This is a genomic window from Mycobacterium sp., from assembly GCF_032162105.1.
Classification (GTDB): Bacteria; Actinomycetota; Actinomycetes; order Mycobacteriales; family Mycobacteriaceae; genus Mycobacterium.
Genome location: NZ_JAVRPS010000629.1, coordinates 1 through 14,963, shown reverse-complemented (window position 1 = coordinate 14,963; position 14,963 = coordinate 1). Strand labels below are relative to the sequence as shown.

17 protein-coding genes, 1 pseudogene and 1 riboswitch are annotated in these 14,963 nt (G+C 69.1%); of the genes and pseudogenes, 9 read left to right on the top strand and 9 right to left on the bottom strand.

Annotation, left to right across the window (positions count from 1 at the left end):
- Nucleotides 1-1,480, bottom strand: a 1,480-nt coding sequence (locus tag QOC69_RS31970; RefSeq protein WP_526446510.1) for a DNA repair helicase XPB, incomplete at its 3' end; no start/stop codon positions are given.
- A 55-nt stretch (nucleotides 1,481-1,535) separates the two neighbouring features.
- Nucleotides 1,536-3,791 (bottom strand): helicase-associated domain-containing protein, encoded by a 2,256-nt coding sequence (locus QOC69_RS31965; RefSeq protein ID WP_526446509.1) that lies wholly within the window; start codon nucleotides 3,789-3,791, stop codon nucleotides 1,536-1,538.
- 72 nt (nucleotides 3,792-3,863) lie between these two features.
- On the opposite strand from QOC69_RS31965, the gene QOC69_RS31960 reads away from it, so the two are divergent.
- The 4 genes from QOC69_RS31960 to QOC69_RS31945 are packed head-to-tail and all read left to right on the top strand — an operon-like array spanning nucleotide 3,864 to nucleotide 5,482.
- Entirely contained in the window at nucleotides 3,864-4,064 is a 201-nt protein-coding gene (locus QOC69_RS31960; RefSeq protein WP_526446508.1) for a hypothetical protein, read from the top strand.
- Between the two features lie 56 nt (nucleotides 4,065-4,120).
- The gene (gene moaC, locus QOC69_RS31955) at nucleotides 4,121-4,549 is read left to right on the top strand and encodes a cyclic pyranopterin monophosphate synthase MoaC (RefSeq protein ID WP_526446512.1); all 429 of its coding nucleotides are present in this window, start codon (nucleotides 4,121-4,123) and stop codon (nucleotides 4,547-4,549) included.
- Between the two features lie 28 nt (nucleotides 4,550-4,577).
- Nucleotides 4,578-5,057 (top strand): MogA/MoaB family molybdenum cofactor biosynthesis protein, encoded by a 480-nt coding sequence (locus QOC69_RS31950; RefSeq protein WP_526446507.1) that lies wholly within the window; start codon nucleotides 4,578-4,580, stop codon nucleotides 5,055-5,057.
- A complete protein-coding gene (locus tag QOC69_RS31945) occupies nucleotides 5,054-5,482 on the top strand; it encodes a molybdenum cofactor biosynthesis protein MoaE (protein ID WP_526446506.1) in 429 nt (142 codons plus the stop codon). Before QOC69_RS31950 ends, QOC69_RS31945 begins: the two co-directional genes overlap by 4 nt.
- 11 nt (nucleotides 5,483-5,493) lie before the next feature.
- On the opposite strand, the gene QOC69_RS31940 is transcribed toward QOC69_RS31945, so the two are convergent.
- The 4 genes from QOC69_RS31940 to QOC69_RS31925 form a co-directional block, all read right to left on the bottom strand.
- The gene (locus QOC69_RS31940) at nucleotides 5,494-6,807 is read right to left on the bottom strand and encodes a transglycosylase family protein (RefSeq protein WP_526446505.1); all 1,314 of its coding nucleotides are present in this window, start codon (nucleotides 6,805-6,807) and stop codon (nucleotides 5,494-5,496) included.
- 9 nt (nucleotides 6,808-6,816) lie between these two features.
- A riboswitch (cyclic di-AMP (ydaO/yuaA leader) is annotated at nucleotides 6,817-7,025 on the bottom strand.
- A gap of 217 nt (nucleotides 7,026-7,242) precedes the next feature.
- Complete coding sequence (locus QOC69_RS31935) at nucleotides 7,243-7,503, bottom strand: MoaD/ThiS family protein (RefSeq protein ID WP_526446504.1); 261 nt, start codon at nucleotides 7,501-7,503, stop codon at nucleotides 7,243-7,245.
- A 1-nt stretch (nucleotide 7,504) separates the two neighbouring features.
- Nucleotides 7,505-8,563, bottom strand: a complete 1,059-nt coding sequence (gene moaA / locus QOC69_RS31930; protein WP_526446503.1) for a GTP 3',8-cyclase MoaA — start codon at nucleotides 8,561-8,563, stop codon at nucleotides 7,505-7,507.
- Nucleotides 8,560-8,964: a YccF domain-containing protein gene (locus QOC69_RS31925; RefSeq protein ID WP_526446502.1), complete on the bottom strand. Its 405-nt coding sequence runs from the start codon at nucleotides 8,962-8,964 to the stop codon at nucleotides 8,560-8,562. The genes moaA and QOC69_RS31925 overlap by 4 nt, the downstream gene beginning before the upstream one ends.
- A 173-nt stretch (nucleotides 8,965-9,137) precedes the next feature.
- Between QOC69_RS31925 and QOC69_RS31920 the strand changes: the two genes are divergently transcribed.
- Nucleotides 9,138-9,548, top strand: a complete 411-nt coding sequence (locus QOC69_RS31920) for a cold-shock protein (RefSeq protein ID WP_526446501.1) — start codon at nucleotides 9,138-9,140, stop codon at nucleotides 9,546-9,548.
- Between the two features lie 51 nt (nucleotides 9,549-9,599).
- A complete protein-coding gene (locus QOC69_RS31915; protein WP_526446500.1) occupies nucleotides 9,600-10,634 on the top strand; it encodes a glutathione S-transferase family protein in 1,035 nt (344 codons plus the stop codon).
- Here QOC69_RS31915 and QOC69_RS31910 read toward each other — a convergent pair.
- Both QOC69_RS31910 and QOC69_RS31905 read right to left on the bottom strand, forming a co-directional pair.
- A complete protein-coding gene (locus QOC69_RS31910) occupies nucleotides 10,631-11,119 on the bottom strand; it encodes a DUF2771 family protein (RefSeq protein ID WP_526446499.1) in 489 nt (162 codons plus the stop codon). The two genes, QOC69_RS31915 and QOC69_RS31910, sit on opposite strands and share 4 nt — an antisense overlap.
- Complete coding sequence (locus tag QOC69_RS31905) at nucleotides 11,116-12,717, bottom strand: MFS transporter (protein WP_526446511.1); 1,602 nt, start codon at nucleotides 12,715-12,717, stop codon at nucleotides 11,116-11,118. The genes QOC69_RS31910 and QOC69_RS31905 overlap by 4 nt, the downstream gene beginning before the upstream one ends.
- 187 nt (nucleotides 12,718-12,904) lie before the next feature.
- Between QOC69_RS31905 and QOC69_RS31900 the strand changes: the two genes are divergently transcribed.
- Entirely contained in the window at nucleotides 12,905-13,900 is a 996-nt protein-coding gene (locus QOC69_RS31900) for a DUF3027 domain-containing protein (RefSeq protein WP_526446498.1), read from the top strand.
- A 29-nt stretch (nucleotides 13,901-13,929) separates the two neighbouring features.
- On the opposite strand, the gene QOC69_RS31895 is transcribed toward QOC69_RS31900, so the two are convergent.
- The gene (locus QOC69_RS31895) at nucleotides 13,930-14,199 is read right to left on the bottom strand and encodes a DUF2530 domain-containing protein (protein WP_526446497.1); all 270 of its coding nucleotides are present in this window, start codon (nucleotides 14,197-14,199) and stop codon (nucleotides 13,930-13,932) included.
- Between the two features lie 99 nt (nucleotides 14,200-14,298).
- Here QOC69_RS31895 and QOC69_RS31890 point away from each other — a divergent pair, with 99 nt between their 5' ends.
- Both QOC69_RS31890 and QOC69_RS31885 read left to right on the top strand, forming a co-directional pair.
- A complete protein-coding gene (locus QOC69_RS31890; protein ID WP_526446496.1) occupies nucleotides 14,299-14,730 on the top strand; it encodes an Rv0880 family HTH-type transcriptional regulator in 432 nt (143 codons plus the stop codon).
- Nucleotides 14,731-14,764: 34 nt separating this feature from the next.
- Nucleotides 14,765-14,963: pseudogene (locus tag QOC69_RS31885) on the top strand (TrmH family RNA methyltransferase); the annotation flags it as partial.

Below are 14,963 nucleotides of genomic sequence, written 5' to 3'. Positions count from 1 at the left end.
CGAGCCGCTGCGCCTCCTCCTGCCGCGACCCGAATGTTCCCGAAACCTGCACGGCCACACTGGCTTCCGGCAGGTCGATGGAGAAGTTGGCGACCTTGGACACCACCAACGTCCGGATCTCTCCGCGCCGGAACGCGTCGTACAGCGTTTCGCGATCCGCGGTCTTCGTCGAGCCCTGAATCACGGGCGCGTCGAGCTCCCGACCGAGCTCGTCGAGCTGATCGAGGTACGCCCCGATCACCAGCGTCGGCTCATCCGGGTGGCGCGCCAGGATCGACTTCACCACCGCGATCTTGGTGTGCGCCGTCGAGCACAGCTTGTAGCGTTCCTCGGGCTCGGCCGTGGCGTAGATCATCCGCTCGTTGTCGGTCATCGTCACGCGCACCTCGATGCACTCCGCAGGCGCGATCCAGCCCTGCGCCTCGATGTCCTTCCACGGGGCGTCATACCTCTTCGGCCCGATGAGCGAGAACACGTCACCCTCCCGGCCGTCCTCGCGGATCAACGTCGCGGTGAGCCCGAGCCTGCGTCGGGACTGGAGATCGGCCGTCATGCGGAACACCGGGGCGGGCAGCAGGTGCACCTCGTCATAGATGATCAGCCCCCAGTCGCGGCTGTCGAACAATTCGAGGTGGCGGTACTCGCCCTTGGTGCGGCGGGTGATCACCTGATAGGTCGCGATCGTGACCGGTCGGATCTCCTTGCGCTCGCCGGAGTACTCGCCGATCTCCTCCTCGGTGAGCGAGGTCCTGGCGATCAGCTCGCGCTTCCACTGCCTGCCTGCCACCGTGTTGGTCACCAGGATGAGGGTGGTGGCGCCGGCCTTGGCCATGGCCGCGGCACCGACGAGGGTCTTGCCCGCGCCGCACGGCAGCACGATCACGCCCGAGCCGCCCGCCCAGAACGAGTCGGCGGCCATCTCCTGGTAGTCGCGCAGCTCCCAGCCGTCCTGCTCCAGCGCGATGGGGTGGGCCTCGCCGTCGACGTAGCCGGCCAGGTCCTCGACGGGCCATCCGATCTTGAGCAGCATCTGCTTGATGTGGCCGCGCTCGCTGGCGTGCACGATCACGGTGTCGTCGTCGATGCGGGCGCCCAGCATCGGGGCGATCTTCTTGTGGCGCAGCACTTCCGCGAGCACCGCGCGGTCCAAGCTGACAAGTATCAGGCCGTGTACGGGGCTCTTCACCAGTTGCAGCCGGCCGTAGCGCGCCATCGTGTCGACGATGTCGACCAGCAGGGGCTGCGGCACCGCGTAGCGCGAGAACGACACCAGGGCATCGACCACTTGCTCGGCGTCGTGACCCGCCGCGCGGGCGTTCCACAGCGCCAAGGGGGTGATGCGGTAGGTGTGAATGTGCTCGGGGGCGCGCTCCAGCTCGGCGAATGGCGCGATCGCCGCTCGGGCGGCGCCCGCGAGCTCGTGGTCGACTTCGAGCAGCACGGTCTTGTCGGACTGCACGATCAGGGGGCCGTCGGTCATGCGCGATGCCCATTCCCCAATGACGCGCTACGCGCTCTGAAGGTCATTGCGTCCATTATCCAGGGTCGGCGGCCACCACCGACGTCACACGGTGGATGGCGAACTCACGTACCCGCCCGGACGCCGGATCGTAGGCGGTCAGCTGGCCGCCCCGGACGTTGATCGGGGCCACCACGCGCTGGGTCGCGACCCCGGCCGGGTCGACGTAGCCGATCACCACCGACGCCTGTTGGTGGGAGGCGTGCTGCAGTTGGGCCATCGCCTCGGCCGGATCGAGGCGGCCTGCGCCGAAGGGCGCGGCAGCGACCTTGCGCAACACGGCGACGATGGCGCCAAGCGTCTGAAGGGTCGGGGTGGACGATGGCCGGTAGCCGCGGCGCCGGGTGGGTGCGGGGACCCGGGCGCCGCGGGTGCGGATGTCGACGATCGTGCCCGACGAGTCCTCGGCCGCCGGCACGAAACCGGCAGTGCGCAGCGCGGCGAGTACCTCGGCGATCGGGGCCTGCGACACCGCGACGGTCGGGGCGAGGACGCGCACCTCGAGCGCGTCGACCGCGGGCGCGGCGACGGCCTGAGCCAGCAGCGCGGGATCCTCGCACCGGACGAACGAGGCCGCCATGCCGACCCGCAGCTGGCCGTGCCTGCGGGCGACGTCGTCGATGAGATAGGTCAATCCCTGCGGCACGGGTGTCTTGGAATGCCGCGCGAAGAAGGCATGAATCTCGCTCGCCGTGCGACCGGTGTCCAGAGCGCGCCGGATCGACTGATCGCCGACTCGGTACACCATCGCCGCCCCCGCTGACTCGACGTTGGCGAGCGCCGACAATTGCTCGGCCAGCTCACGTTCCAGCGGACCGGGTACCACCACGGTGAGATCGGCCTGCAGCAGGAAGTGGTCGATCGGTTTGGGCAGCGTCTTTGCCATCGCCGTGACGACGTCGGCCTCGGAATCTCCGGCCAGCAGCTTGCGGATCGGGGTCGCGATGGCGCCACGTCCGACCACACCAAGCGCATGCGCCTCGGTGAGGAGAGCGGCGACCGGCTTCGGCTGCAGCCGCGCCGCCCACCGGGGCCGGCGCCACACCAGCGCGCGTGACGCGAGGTCCGCGTCCACGCCCAGCCCGGGCGCCAGGTCGGCGAGCACCGACATCAGCAGTCGCCGGTCCAGCGGCGCGGCGGTGGAGTACAGCGAATCCGAAAGCGCGGCATAGGGTTTGCCATCCGGACCTCGCTGGCCGATCAGGGCGGGCCGGGACGTCAGATCCAGCCATGTCGACGCCAGCAGATACCAGCGATTCGCGGCAGGCGCCTCGATGAACCGGTCGGCGGCGACTGTCGGCGCCCAGTAGGTGCCGCCGCCGTCGAGCGGGTCCGGTTCGGGCACGCCCACCGCGATCAGTGCGGCCGCGGCGGCAACCTCGAGGACGAGCCCGAGTCGTTGGTCGTCGATGCCGGTGACCTTCACCAGCCGCTTGACGTCACGCACGCCGAGTCCGCCGCTGCGCAACTCGGGGATCGGTGCGCCTGAGAGCGCCTCGAGCACGACCTCGATCTCGCGCAGTAGGTCGATGGCGGCACCGGCGGCGACCGCGTCGACGTCGGCCACCTTCGTCGTCGTCACCACCGGGTCCGGCGGCGTGAGGCCGATGGGCCCTGGTGACTCGCCGCGCATCACCTGACCCACCAGCCGCGGCAGGATCACGGTGTCGGCGTCCACGTGGCGCAGCAGTCCCGCCGACAGCAGCCGTTGCACCGGCCGGTCCGACGGGGTGCCCGGCGCCGCATCGCGGGTGCGGCCGACCGGCGACCCGTCGACGAGTCGCTCCAGCAGCTCGCGCTGGGGCAGGTCGATGTCATCGAGGAGCTCACTCACCCGCGCCGCGTCCAGATCGGTGGCCTCGAGCGTCACCTGCCCGGGGTGCCAGGGCAGTCCCGACGCAGCCTCGGCGCTCACCCGCACCGAGGTGTCACCCCAGACCAGCGCCCTGGCCCGCAGGTCGTCGAGGGCCTCCGTCAGCTGCGCCTCGGAGCTGCGCTCGCCGATCGACGCGAACAGCTTGGTCAACGGAACCGCCGCGGTCTCGGCGTGCAACAACAGCAGGGCGTCGAGCACCGCGAGCCGGAGGAAGTCGAGGTCGTCGGTGGCAGCCTTCACCGACTGCCGGGACTGGGCCCTGGCAGCCAACGCGGCGATCGAGCCAGGCGGCGGCTGGGTGAGGTCGGGCCGCAACTCGAGCAATCGGATGATCCGGTCGTCGGGCAGCTCGGCCAACCAGGCGCCCAGCGGGACACCCGGGGATACTTCGGTCATTGCTGACCAGCCTAAGCCAGCCGCCCGATACTGCCCGCCGGTCTCGCCACCGTTCGCATTGCCTGCCACAATGTGGGCGTGGCTGAGAAGAAACCGCAGAAGAAGCGCTACGTCGACAACGGGTGGCCCGAGGTCAACGGCGACGACGATCACGCGGTCAGCGAGCTGGCTACCGACCGCACGGGCGCACTGTCGCCGTTCGGTGAGCTGGCGTTCCCGCTGCCGGCCGACGAGTTGCCGTACACCCACCCGGTCACGATCATCAACAAATAGCCGTGACGGCCCGACCAGATCGGCTGTCGCACCTGGACGATTCGGGCGCGGCGCACATGGTCGACGTCACCGGCAAGGACGCCACCAAACGCACCGCCGTCGCGGTGGGCACGCTGACGACCCGGGCCGACGTGATCGACTTGATCGCCACGGTGGGCCTGCCCAAGGGCGACGCGTTGGCCACCGCGCGGGTCGCAGGAATCCTCGCCGCCAAGCGGACGAGCGACCTGATCCCGCTGTGCCACCAATTGGCGCTCACCGGCGTCGACGTCGAGTTCGAGGTGGGTTCGACGGACATCGGCATCACCGCCACCGTGCGCACCACCGACCGCACCGGCGTCGAGATGGAGGCGCTGACGGCGGTCAGCGTGGCCGCTCTGACCCTCTACGACATGCTCAAGGCCGTCGACCCCGCTGCCCGCATCGAGGGCATCCAGGTGGTGCGCAAGGAGGGCGGCAAGACGGGGCCCTGGTCGCGGCCGTGATGAGCGCCTGCGCGAAGGACAGACAGCCGTGACCCGGTCGGCTTGCGTCATCATCGCCTCTACCCGCGCCTCGGCGGGCGTGTACGAGGATCGCACCGGTCCCGTCATCGTCGACTGGTTGACTCAGCGCGGCTACGACGTGACCCCTCCGGTCGTGGTGCCCGACGGCGTCGCGGTGAGCCGCGCGCTGTTCGCCGCGCTCGGAGAAGAGGTCGACGTGATCCTGACGTCGGGCGGTACCGGCATCTCGCCGACCGACGGCACCGCCGAGGCGACCGCCAACATCGTCGACTACCAAATCCCCGGTCTAGCCGACGCCATCCGGCGTTCCGGGCTCCCGAAGGTACCGACGTCAGTACTGTCCCGCGGGGTGTGCGGCGTGCGGGACGGCACGCTGATCGTCAACCTGCCCGGGTCACCCGGGGGCGTCAAGGACGGTCTCGGAGTGCTCGACGACGTGCTCGAGCACGCGCTTGACCAACTCAGCGGAAAGGATCACACCCGATGACGGCAGTCGTGGTGCGCGTGGCGCTGAGCGCCGACGTGATCGACCTCGCCGAGCACGAGGCGCTGGTGGGCCACAGGGCCGCGGGGGCGGTGGTTGGCTTCGCCGGTGTCGTGCGTGACCACGATGGGGGACGGCAGGTGACCCACCTCGAGTACTCCGCGCACCCGACCGCGGAGCAGACGCTGATCGACGTGGCCGACGAGATCGTCCGCGGTTGTCACGGCGTGCGGGCGATCGCGGTCAGCCACCGGATCGGCACGTTGCACATCGGAGACGCCGCGTTGGTCGCCGCGGTCGCGGCCGACCACAGGCAGGCGGCATTCGAGACGTGCGCTCTGCTGGTGGACACGGTCAAGGCGCGGCTACCGGTGTGGAAGCACCAGTTCTTCGGCGACGGTTCCGAGGAGTGGGTCGGATCCGCCTGACGGCGCGCTGATTACGCGCCGGGAGGCGGCGGCAGCAGCGGTGCCGGTGCGGGCGGCAACGCACCGTCTGGGGGCGGCGGGGCCGCCGGATCCCCTGGGGTGATCGGAACGTTGGGGCCGGGAGCCTGATCCGGGTACGGCGTGTTCATTCCGCGCTGGGCCAGTCCCATCATCAGGGCTTCCTTGCCACTGATGTCATGGCTCTGCACCGCTTGCCACAGATCCTTGAGATAGCTGACGTTCGGGCTATCGGGATTCACGTTCGGGTCCATCGTCGAACCCGGCGGCGGCGCGTCAGGGCTGGCGAGGTGCGGGATGCCGTCCGGAGGAGTCGGCAGGCCGCCGGAGACAGCCTGATTGGCGGCGTCAAAGGCCGGCGCTGGAATGTTGACGGCGTTGAGCGGTGCCAACGGATCCGGTGCCGGTGGGGCCGCAAGCGCGGGTCCCGGCGCCGGTGCGGCTGCAAGCGCGGGTCCTGGCGCTGGCGCTGGCGCCGGTGCGGGCGCGCCGGGTGCCGGCGGGTCGGGCAGCACCACCGGGTCGAGTGGCAGGTCGCCGGCGTGCAGTGCCCAAGCCTGCGGCTGGTCGACGGGGGCAGGGCCGCCGTCGACGACATCCCAGTTCGCGGCCTCGATCACGGGCGGCGGCGCATCGGGAGCCGGCGCGTCGACCGGAAGCGGCGCTTCGGGTGCCGGCGCGTCGGCCGGAAGCGGTGCATCGAGTGCCACGACGGTCGCGTCCGCAGGCGGAGGCAGATTGGGCGCGGGCGGGAGTGGCGGCGGTGCATCGGGCATCGGCGCGTCCAGCGGCGCGATGCCGTCGGGCGGAGGCGGCGGTGCGTTCGGGTCCAGTGGCGGCGGGGCGGGGGCCGCGAAGAGGTCGAACGGCGGCGGAGGCGGCAGCTCACCGTTCACGTCGGGGTTGTCGAGCGGCTGCGGTGCATCGGCGACCACGTTGCGCGGCGTCGCGGCGGACAGCCCGTGTCCGCACACCGGCCACGCGCCGCGGCCCTGCGAGGCCAGCACGCGCTCGGCGACGGCGATCTGCTCTTCCTTGGTGGCCATGTTCGCAGCCGGTGCGAACTCGCCGCCGCCGTGCGAGGCCCAAGTGCTCGGCGAGAACTGCACGCCGCCCTGATAACCGTTGCCGGTGTTGATGGCCCAGTTGTTGCCTGATTCGCAGTGGGCCACCTGATCCCATTCGCTGTCGGTGGCGGCGCCAGCCTGCCCGGCCAGGGCGATGCTTCCGGTGCCGATCACGGCTCCTGTGAAGGCGATCTTCGCGACGTTTACTGCCTGTGTAGTTGGCTTGCGGTGCCGACCCATAGGTGCAAGAAATCCTCTCGTAAACGCCTGCGAGGTCAGCTGTCGGGTTCGGGTTGGAGAGGCTACCCGGCTGACGTCGCTGGAGGGCGACGTCAGCTTCACCCCAAGGAGCCGAGGCTCCTGGTCCTGTTATCTCGGTGGACCGGTTGGGTCCCCCGCCTCCATCCGACTTGTCGGTTTGCTGGCGCCCAACGGATGGAATTCGGCGTTATCGGGCACAGCGGGCCACCCGATTAAGGTCGTGTGGCTTGGGTCATGACCGTAACGGGTAGGCGAGTGCACGTCACCTTTTAACGGCGTCGGCGATTCCGCGCGTGGCAAATCTTGTGAGGACATTAAAAGGGCAGCACGCCGCGGCGTTTTCGCAGGTGTTTGATGAGGTGAACGTCACGTGGGACAGTTTGTGACCGTTTCGTTATGTGACGCATATCACTGCTAACCGCCGGCGAAAGGCGGTAAGACATCGACGGTCTGATTTGTTCGGAGTGGTTCGGCCCGGTTGCGGACGGCGACGCCGTCGCACAGGAACGAACACCGATCCAGCACCGCGGCCAGGTTCGCGCTGCGGACACCGAGCCGCTCGACCAGATCCTTCACCGACGTCCCAGGAGCGACCGCGAGCGTCTCCTCGTCCATGCCTGCCGCCGCCCGCGCCGCCGCGAAGTAGCGGACGTTCACCTCTACGACTTCGGCCACCTCAGCCGCCGATCGCACTCATGGGGCGGTCGGGCTGAATGAAGTCGGGATCGTTGATGCCGTGCCCCGCCGGCTTTGCCCACATCGCCGCCCGCCAGAGCGCCTCGATCGCGTCGTCGTCCGCACCGGTGCGCAGCAGCCGCCGCAGGTCGCTCTCCTCGCGCGAGAACAAGCAGCTGCGGACCTGACCGTCGGCGGTGAGCCGGGTCCGGTCGCAAGCGCCGCAGAAGGCGTCCGACACCGACGCGATCACGCCCACCGTGCCTGCGCCGCCGTCGACCCGCCACAGCTGAGCGGGAGCCGATCCGCGTGGCTCGGAGTCCGGCTGCAGGTCGAAGTGATGGCGCAGCGTCGTCAGGATGGCGTCGGCCCCGATGGTCTGGTCGCGATCCCAGTGGTGACCGGCGTCCAGCGGCATCTGTTCGATGATGCGCAGCTGGTATCCATGCCGAAGGCAGAAGCGCAGCAGCGACACGGCGTCGTCGAGGCCCGTGACCGGATCCAGGACGGCGTTCACCTTCACCGGGGCAAGGCCCGCGTCCGCGGCAGCGGCCAGACCCTCGAGCACGTCGGGGAGCCGGTCGCGCCGGGTGATGCGGGCGAAGTGAGCGGGGTCGACGGTGTCCAGGGACACGTTCACGCGGTCCAGGCCGGCCGCCTTCAGCCGTGCTGCGCGGCGCGCCAGCCCGATTCCGTTGGTGGTCATCGCGATTTCGGGACGCGGGCGCAACGCCGCGGCCGCCGCCACCATCTGATCGAGGTGTTTCGACACCAGGGGTTCGCCGCCGGTGAAGCGGACGTTGGTGATGCCGAGCCGGGAGACCCCGATGCCGATCAACCGGGCCAGTTCGGACGCGCTCAGTAGGTCGTCGCCAGGAAGCCAGTCCAGGCCCTCGGCGGGCATGCAGTACGTGCATCGCAGATTGCATCGGTCGGTCAGCGACACCCGAAGGTCCGTTGCGGCGCGGCCGAACGTGTCGACCAGCGGGCCCGCGCTCGGGGCGTCCGACACCACCACGGCCGACCGCAGCGACGGCAGGCCGAGATTCGTGGCGGTCATCCCGGCACCCCCACGCGGCCATCGGCCACATCGTTGGGGACGATCTCCTTGCCCAGCGGCAGCAGCGAGACCGGGATCAACTTCAGGTTGGCCAGTGCCAGCGGGATGCCGATGATCGTGATCGCCATCGCGATGGCGGTGATCACGTGTCCGATGGCCAGCCAGATGCCGAACAGGATCAGCCAGATGACGTTGCCGATCAGTGCGCCTGGGCGTGGTCCTGGCTTGTCAATCACGGTGTAGCCGAACGGCCACAGCGCGTACAGGCCGATGCGGAACGCGGCGAAGCCGAAGGGGATCGTGATGATCAGAACGAAGCAGATGATCCCGGCCAGGAAGTAACCCAACGCCAGCCATAGACCGCCGAAGATCAGCCAAATGATGTTCAGGATCAGGCGCATCTTCCCTCCAGCGGTTATCCCAGCCTACCGAGTGCGGCCCAGGCCGCATGGGCGGGAGTAATCGAGTGCTGGTGAGATGGTGTCCGAGTAGGATCATTGCATTCGCGTCCTGCGCAGGCGGGACGCTTTCATTATGTAACCAGGTAGCAAGCGAGACGAGCGGGTGAGGACCAGTGCCGACCGGCAGGGTTAAATGGTACAACTCCGAAAAGGGCTATGGCTTTCTGTCCCAGGAGGAGGGCGAGGACGTCTACGTGGGCTCCTCGGCGTTGCCCTCCGGGGTGGAGGACCTCAAGGCCGGTCAGAAGGTCGAGTTCGGCATCGCTGCGGGACGACGCGGGCCGCAGGCGCTGAGCCTCAAGGTGATCGACCCGCCGCCGAGCCTGACCCGCAACCGCCGTGAAGCCGCCACCGTCGAGCACAAGCACACGCCGGATGAGTTGCACGGCATGGTCGAGGACATGATCACGCTGCTGGAGGGCGCGGTGCAGCCCGAGCTGCGCAAGGGTAAGTACCCGGACCGCAAGGTCGCCCGCCGGGTGTCCGAGGTGGTCAAAGCCGTCGCGCAAGAACTGGACGCCTGACTCCTCGTCGAGCGTGGCCTCACGCGCGGCAAAACGGGGCATGCTTGGACCGTGGCTTCCTACGTCGCGCCCAAGGGCGACTTCAACCGCGACACCAACTACATCACCACTCGCATCCTGCGGACGCGAGGAGCAAAAGAAGCCGGAGTCGACGGTTCCGATCATTACCCCGTCGAGCCGGGGCGTTACCGCCTCGTCGTTGCCAGGGCCTGCCCCTGGGCCAACCGGGCCATCATCGTGCGCAGGCTTCTCGGCCTGGAAGACGTTCTGTCCATAGGCTTTTGCGGGCCGACGCACGACGAACGCAGCTGGACGTTCGACCTTGACCCCGGCGGCGTCGACCCCGTGCTGCAGATCCCGCGCCTGCAGGATGCCTACTTGAAACGGTTCCCGGACTACCCGAAGGGCATCACCGTCCCGGCGATCGTCGACGTGCCGACGGGCCAGGTGGTGACCAACGACTTCGCCCAGATGACGTTGGACCTCTCGACCGAATGGGCGGCCCATCACCGGCCCGGCGCGCCGCAGCTCTACCCGGAGCCCCTGCGAGCGGAGATCGACGAGGTGGCCAAGCGGATCTACACCGAGGTCAACAACGGCGTATACCGCTGCGGGTTCTCCGGGTCCCAGGACGCCTACGACGCGGCCTACGACCGCTTGTTCACCGCGCTGGATTGGCTCACCGAACGCCTCAGCGGGCAACGGTTTCTGGTGGGAGACACCATCACCGAGGCCGATGTCCGCCTGTTCACCACGCTGGCCCGGTTCGACCCCGTCTACCACGGTCACTTCAAGTGCAACCGGTCCAAGCTCGACGAGATGCCGGTGTTGTGGGCCTACGCGCGCGATCTGTTCCAGACGCCGGGTTTCGGCGACACCGTCGACTTCGTCCAGATCAAGCAGCACTACTACATCGTGCACACCGACATCAATCCCACCCGGATCGTGCCCAAGGGGCCCGAGTTGTCCAACTGGCTGACCCCGCACGGCCGGGAAGCGTTGGGCGGCAAGCCGTTCGGCGACGGTTCACCGCCGGGGGCGACGCGCGATGCGGAGCGGGTGCCGCCGGGGCACTCGGCCGGTTAGGACCAGACCGTTCGCACCGACCATTCGGCGTGCGGCCACGGAAACACGTTGTTCTGCTCGTCGCGCACCAGCGTCGGTAGCTGCACCGCGATGCCGGTCAACCTGCCGCGGTGCGCATCGACGGTCGGAATGGTCACCGCGAGCTTGCTGTCGGGCCGGAACTCCTCGACCACGCTGTCCCCGGAATCCTCGTAGGCGCGCAGCAGCACCCACGGCGCCCTCGAGATCGACGGCGGCACCGACAACTGCACCGGGTCGCGGGACGTGACGACGAGTTCGCCGATCGTCTCAGGGACGTCGCACTTGGTGATCTCGAAGACGTCGCAATACCGGTACGGTCCGACCCGCACCAACTGACCGTGGGTGTACGCGCTGATCTCCGGGTGCTGCGGAACCGGGTCGCGGGTCAGCCGCCAGATCAGCACGCCGGTGGCCACCGAAGCCACCACCGCGACCGAAATCAGTACCGCCAGAACCTTCTTCACTCTCGCGCCACGGCCGCCGAGTCGGGGACGGCGCCCTCCTGCTCGGCGAACACCGGCCGGTTGCCGCCGAATCCGGGGATCAGCGAGTCGCCGTTGTAGCTGACCAACGTCTGGGCCAGACCCAGGATGAGCGCGGCGCTGATCGCGGTGAAACCGATCCACAGGTCGGTGTAGATCAGCACGCCCGTCGCGCCGCCTGCGACCCAGCCCAGTTGCAGCAGTGACTCCGACCGGCCGAACGCCGACGCGCGTGACTCCTCAGGAAGGTCGTCCTGCAGCGACGCGTCGAGTGACGCCTTGGCGATCGCGCTGGCCCCGGACGTGACGAGGGTGGCGAACGCAGCCACCACCAGGCTGCCGGTGAGTGCGGTGGCCAGAGCGACGGCGGTCACCGCGACCGTGGCCCGCACCACCAACTGCGCGGGATGTCCGAGTGTGAGCCTGGCGCTGGCGAAGTTGCCCGCGAAGTTGCCGATGGCCGCCGCAGCGCCGATCAGGCCGAGGATGCGCAACTGCTCCCAGCCGCTCGCCTCATGCGACTTGGCCACGAACGCCGGATACAGGAAGAGGAAGCCGGTCATGACCTTGATGGTGCAGTTGCCCCACAACGAGGTGATGATGTTTCGCCCCAACGGTTGTCGGGCCGCCTTCTCGGACTTGCGGTCGGACGGCCTGCTGAGGTGCTCAGTGGGGCCGTGATACGTCAGGGTGGTGGGCACCTCGCCCTCGGTGACCTCGACCCATTTCGGAATGCGCATCGAGAGCACCGCGCCGCCGACCGTGACGGCGACCACCACGTACAGCGCGCCGGGCATGTGGAACAAGCTGAGCAGGTATTCCACCCCAGCGGCGATGGCGCCGCCGAGCATGGTCCCGCCGAGCAAGCCGAACACCGTCAGCCGTGAATTGACCCGGACCAGGTCGATCGTCGGCGGCAGCACGCGGGGTGTCATGGCGCTACGGAGCACGCTGAACGACTTCGACAACACCATCATTCCGAGGGCGCACGGGTAGAGCACCCACGACGGGAAGCTGCCCGTTGCGGGGTCGTAGTTGGCGATCAGCACTACCGCCAGCGCGGTGCGCGCCACGAACGACGTGGCCAGTGCCACCCGGCGGCCGTGCTGCAACCGGTCCAGCGCCGGACCGATCAGCGGGGCGATCACGGCGAACGGCGCGATGGTGATCAGCAGGTACAGCGCGACCTTGCTCTTGCTCTCGCCGGAAGCGGCGGCGAAGAACAGCGTGTTGGCCAGCGCGACGGCCATCGCGGCGTCGACGGCGAAGTTGGCCATCACCGGCCAGGTCAGCGCGGTCAGTCCGGACTTGTCGGCGCCGTCGGCGGTGGCCGCGCGGTGGAACAGGCCGTACATCTTCGAGCCCATTTCGCGGCTGCGTTGCGCCGCGGCCCTCGTCACGGTGACCCGTTGGCCCGCGGCCTGGCCTGTGCCGCGCGGCGGGCGGTCCGCCCGCGGGCCCCTGTGCTCGGTGGCCTGCGTCTCGTCCAGCGGTGGTAGCCACCGGTTGGCGCTCGGGCCCTGCGGGTTGCGAGACGCCCGGCGCCGGAAGTCGGCGTCGCCGCTGGGGTAGTTGGCCATGCCGGGGTGCTCGCCGGAGTCGGCGGGTGGCCGCGGGGGATAGTACCGGGGATCCCTCGGGTCTCCGGCGTTGCCGGGGTCACGACGCGATCCGCTCACGATTCGATTCTTCCCCATGGCCACCGCAGCCGCCCGTAGGGCGACCGGTGTGGCCTTGGTGTTGCGTTGTCAGGCAGTATTAGTGCCGATGGACAGCATGATCGAATCCGCCGAGCATGACGCCGCGGTCCCCCCGTCGGACAGTCGGGCGGATCTTGCGACCGTGCTGACGGGTGCCGTTGACCTGGCTCGCACGGCGATCATCGAGTTCAGCGGGCCCGACGTCGTGGGTGAGTACCTCGGCGCCGGCTTCGACGATCCGACCGCTGCGACCCATCGCTTCCTGGCCGACATGCCCGGTTACCAGGGCTGGCAATGGGCGGTCGTCGTGGCGGCCTACCCCGGCGCCGACCGTGCCACGATCAGCGAAGTGGTCCTGGTACCTGGACCGACGGCGCTGCTGGCGCCGCAGTGGGTGCCGTGGCAGGACCGCGTCCAGCCGGGCGACCTGAGCCCTGGTGATCTGCTGTCCCCGGCCACCGACGACCCGCGGCTGGTGCCCGGCTACCTGTCGTCGGGTGACCCGGACCTCGACGAACTCGCAGGCGAGCTCGGATTGGGCCGTCGCCAGGTGCTCAGCGAGTGGGGCCGCACGGAGGCCGCGCAGCGTTGGCAGGACGGCGATTTCGGGCCGGATTCGACGATGGCCCGCTCGACGCGCCGGGTCTGCCGGGACTGCGGCTTCTACCTGCCACTGACCGGATCGCTGGGGACGGCCTTCGGGGTGTGCGCCAACGAGATGTCTGCCGACGGTCGCGTGGTGGCTGACGAGTATGGCTGCGGCGCGCATTCGGAAACGCCGGCGCCGGCGGGGATCGGCTCGCCGGCGTTCGATCCGTACGACGACGGCGTCATCGAAGTCACCGATGTGGTTCCGGTCGTCGTTGCCGAAGATGCACCGGATACGGCGGACACGGCAGAGCGTGCCGAAACTGAAGCCGAAGAGACGGTCCAGACGGAACAGACGGAACAGACGGGGGAAGCCGAAGACGCCGTCGAGTCGGTAGAGCCAGTAGACACCGCAGAGCCCGTCGAGACGGAAGAGTCTGCGGAGCCCACGGAGCAGGCAGAGCCCGCGAACTAGCCGGTCTCGGCGGGCCGCCTTGATGCGCGTCAGTTGAGTCCGGACTGCGCGCCGCGGGAGCCGCGCCGTACGGCGCGCCGCTGCCACAGGAAGATCGACGTGCCAAGCACGCCTACGCCCAACCCGGCCACCGTCACCGGTCGCCAGTCGTGCAAGCCGGGCACCGTGAACGCAAGCGCGACGGCGACCAGCCAGCACGCGGCGATCGCGACGATCACCGGCCACGGCTGCAGCAGTGCCGCGGGCAACGGGGGCGGCTCCGGCGCACCATCGCCGGGTTCGGGTGTCGTGTCGGCCATCGCTCACAAACGTAACCGATCGGCACGAATGCACCGAACGATCGCGAAACTGCCATCGCCTGTATCGAATCCGGTAGGCGTATCGGTACTCTTTGGCACGTGAACGACGCCGACGCTCGCCTGGCCAGCGATTTATCGCTGGCCGTCGTGCGCTTGGCGCGGCAGTTGCGCTTCCGGCGGCCGGACTCGCCGGTGTCACTGTCCCAGCTGTCGGCGCTGGCCACGCTTGCCAAGGAGGGTCCGATGACACCGGGCGCACTGGCGATCCGCGAACGGGTGCGGCCCCCGTCGATGACCCGGGTGATCGCGTCGCTGGGCGAGCTCGGCTTCGTCGACCGGTGCCCGCATCCCGACGACGGCCGCCAGGTACTGGTGTCGGTGTCGGGAAAGGGGGCTGACCTCATCGAAGTGGAGCGCCGCGCCAGCCGGGAATGGCTGCAGCAGCGGCTGGCCGAACTCGAGCCCGAACAGCGCAAGACGCTGTTGGTAGCGGCCGATCTGATGCTCGCCATCGTCGACGAAGGCGCGTGAGCGCTCGGCGGGCAGGTGCGAAGCGACCGGGGAATTGGCACAGCTGATCCTGGTCGACGACCCCGCCGATCCGCGGCTCGACGACTTCCGAGATCTCAACAGCATCGATCGCAGACCGGACCTGCCCACCGGCAAGGGCCTGGTGATCGCCGAGGGCGTGCTGGTGGTCCAGCGGATGCTGGCGTCACGGTTCACCCCGCGGGCACTGCTGGGCACCGACCGCCGACTCGGCG

Bases quoted from the DNA above. Each gene is read 5' to 3' on its own strand.
- QOC69_RS31965 (WP_526446509.1), bottom strand. From the start codon at position 3,791: ATGACCGAAGTATCCCCGGGTGTCCCGCTGGGCGCCTGGTTGGCCGAG.
- moaC (WP_526446512.1), top strand. From the start codon at position 4,121: ATGGTCGACGTCACCGGCAAGGACGCCACCAAACGCACCGCCGTCGCG.
- QOC69_RS31945 (WP_526446506.1), top strand. From the start codon at position 5,054: ATGACGGCAGTCGTGGTGCGCGTGGCGCTGAGCGCCGACGTGATCGAC.
- QOC69_RS31940 (WP_526446505.1), bottom strand. From the start codon at position 6,807: ATGGGTCGGCACCGCAAGCCAACTACACAGGCAGTAAACGTCGCGAAG.
- moaA (WP_526446503.1), bottom strand. From the start codon at position 8,563: ATGACCGCCACGAATCTCGGCCTGCCGTCGCTGCGGTCGGCCGTGGTG.
- QOC69_RS31925 (WP_526446502.1), bottom strand. From the start codon at position 8,964: ATGCGCCTGATCCTGAACATCATTTGGCTGATCTTCGGCGGTCTATGG.
- QOC69_RS31905 (WP_526446511.1), bottom strand. From the start codon at position 12,717: ATGGCCAACTACCCCAGCGGCGACGCCGACTTCCGGCGCCGGGCGTCT.
- QOC69_RS31900 (WP_526446498.1), top strand. From the start codon at position 12,905: ATGGACAGCATGATCGAATCCGCCGAGCATGACGCCGCGGTCCCCCCG.
- QOC69_RS31895 (WP_526446497.1), bottom strand. From the start codon at position 14,199: ATGGCCGACACGACACCCGAACCCGGCGATGGTGCGCCGGAGCCGCCC.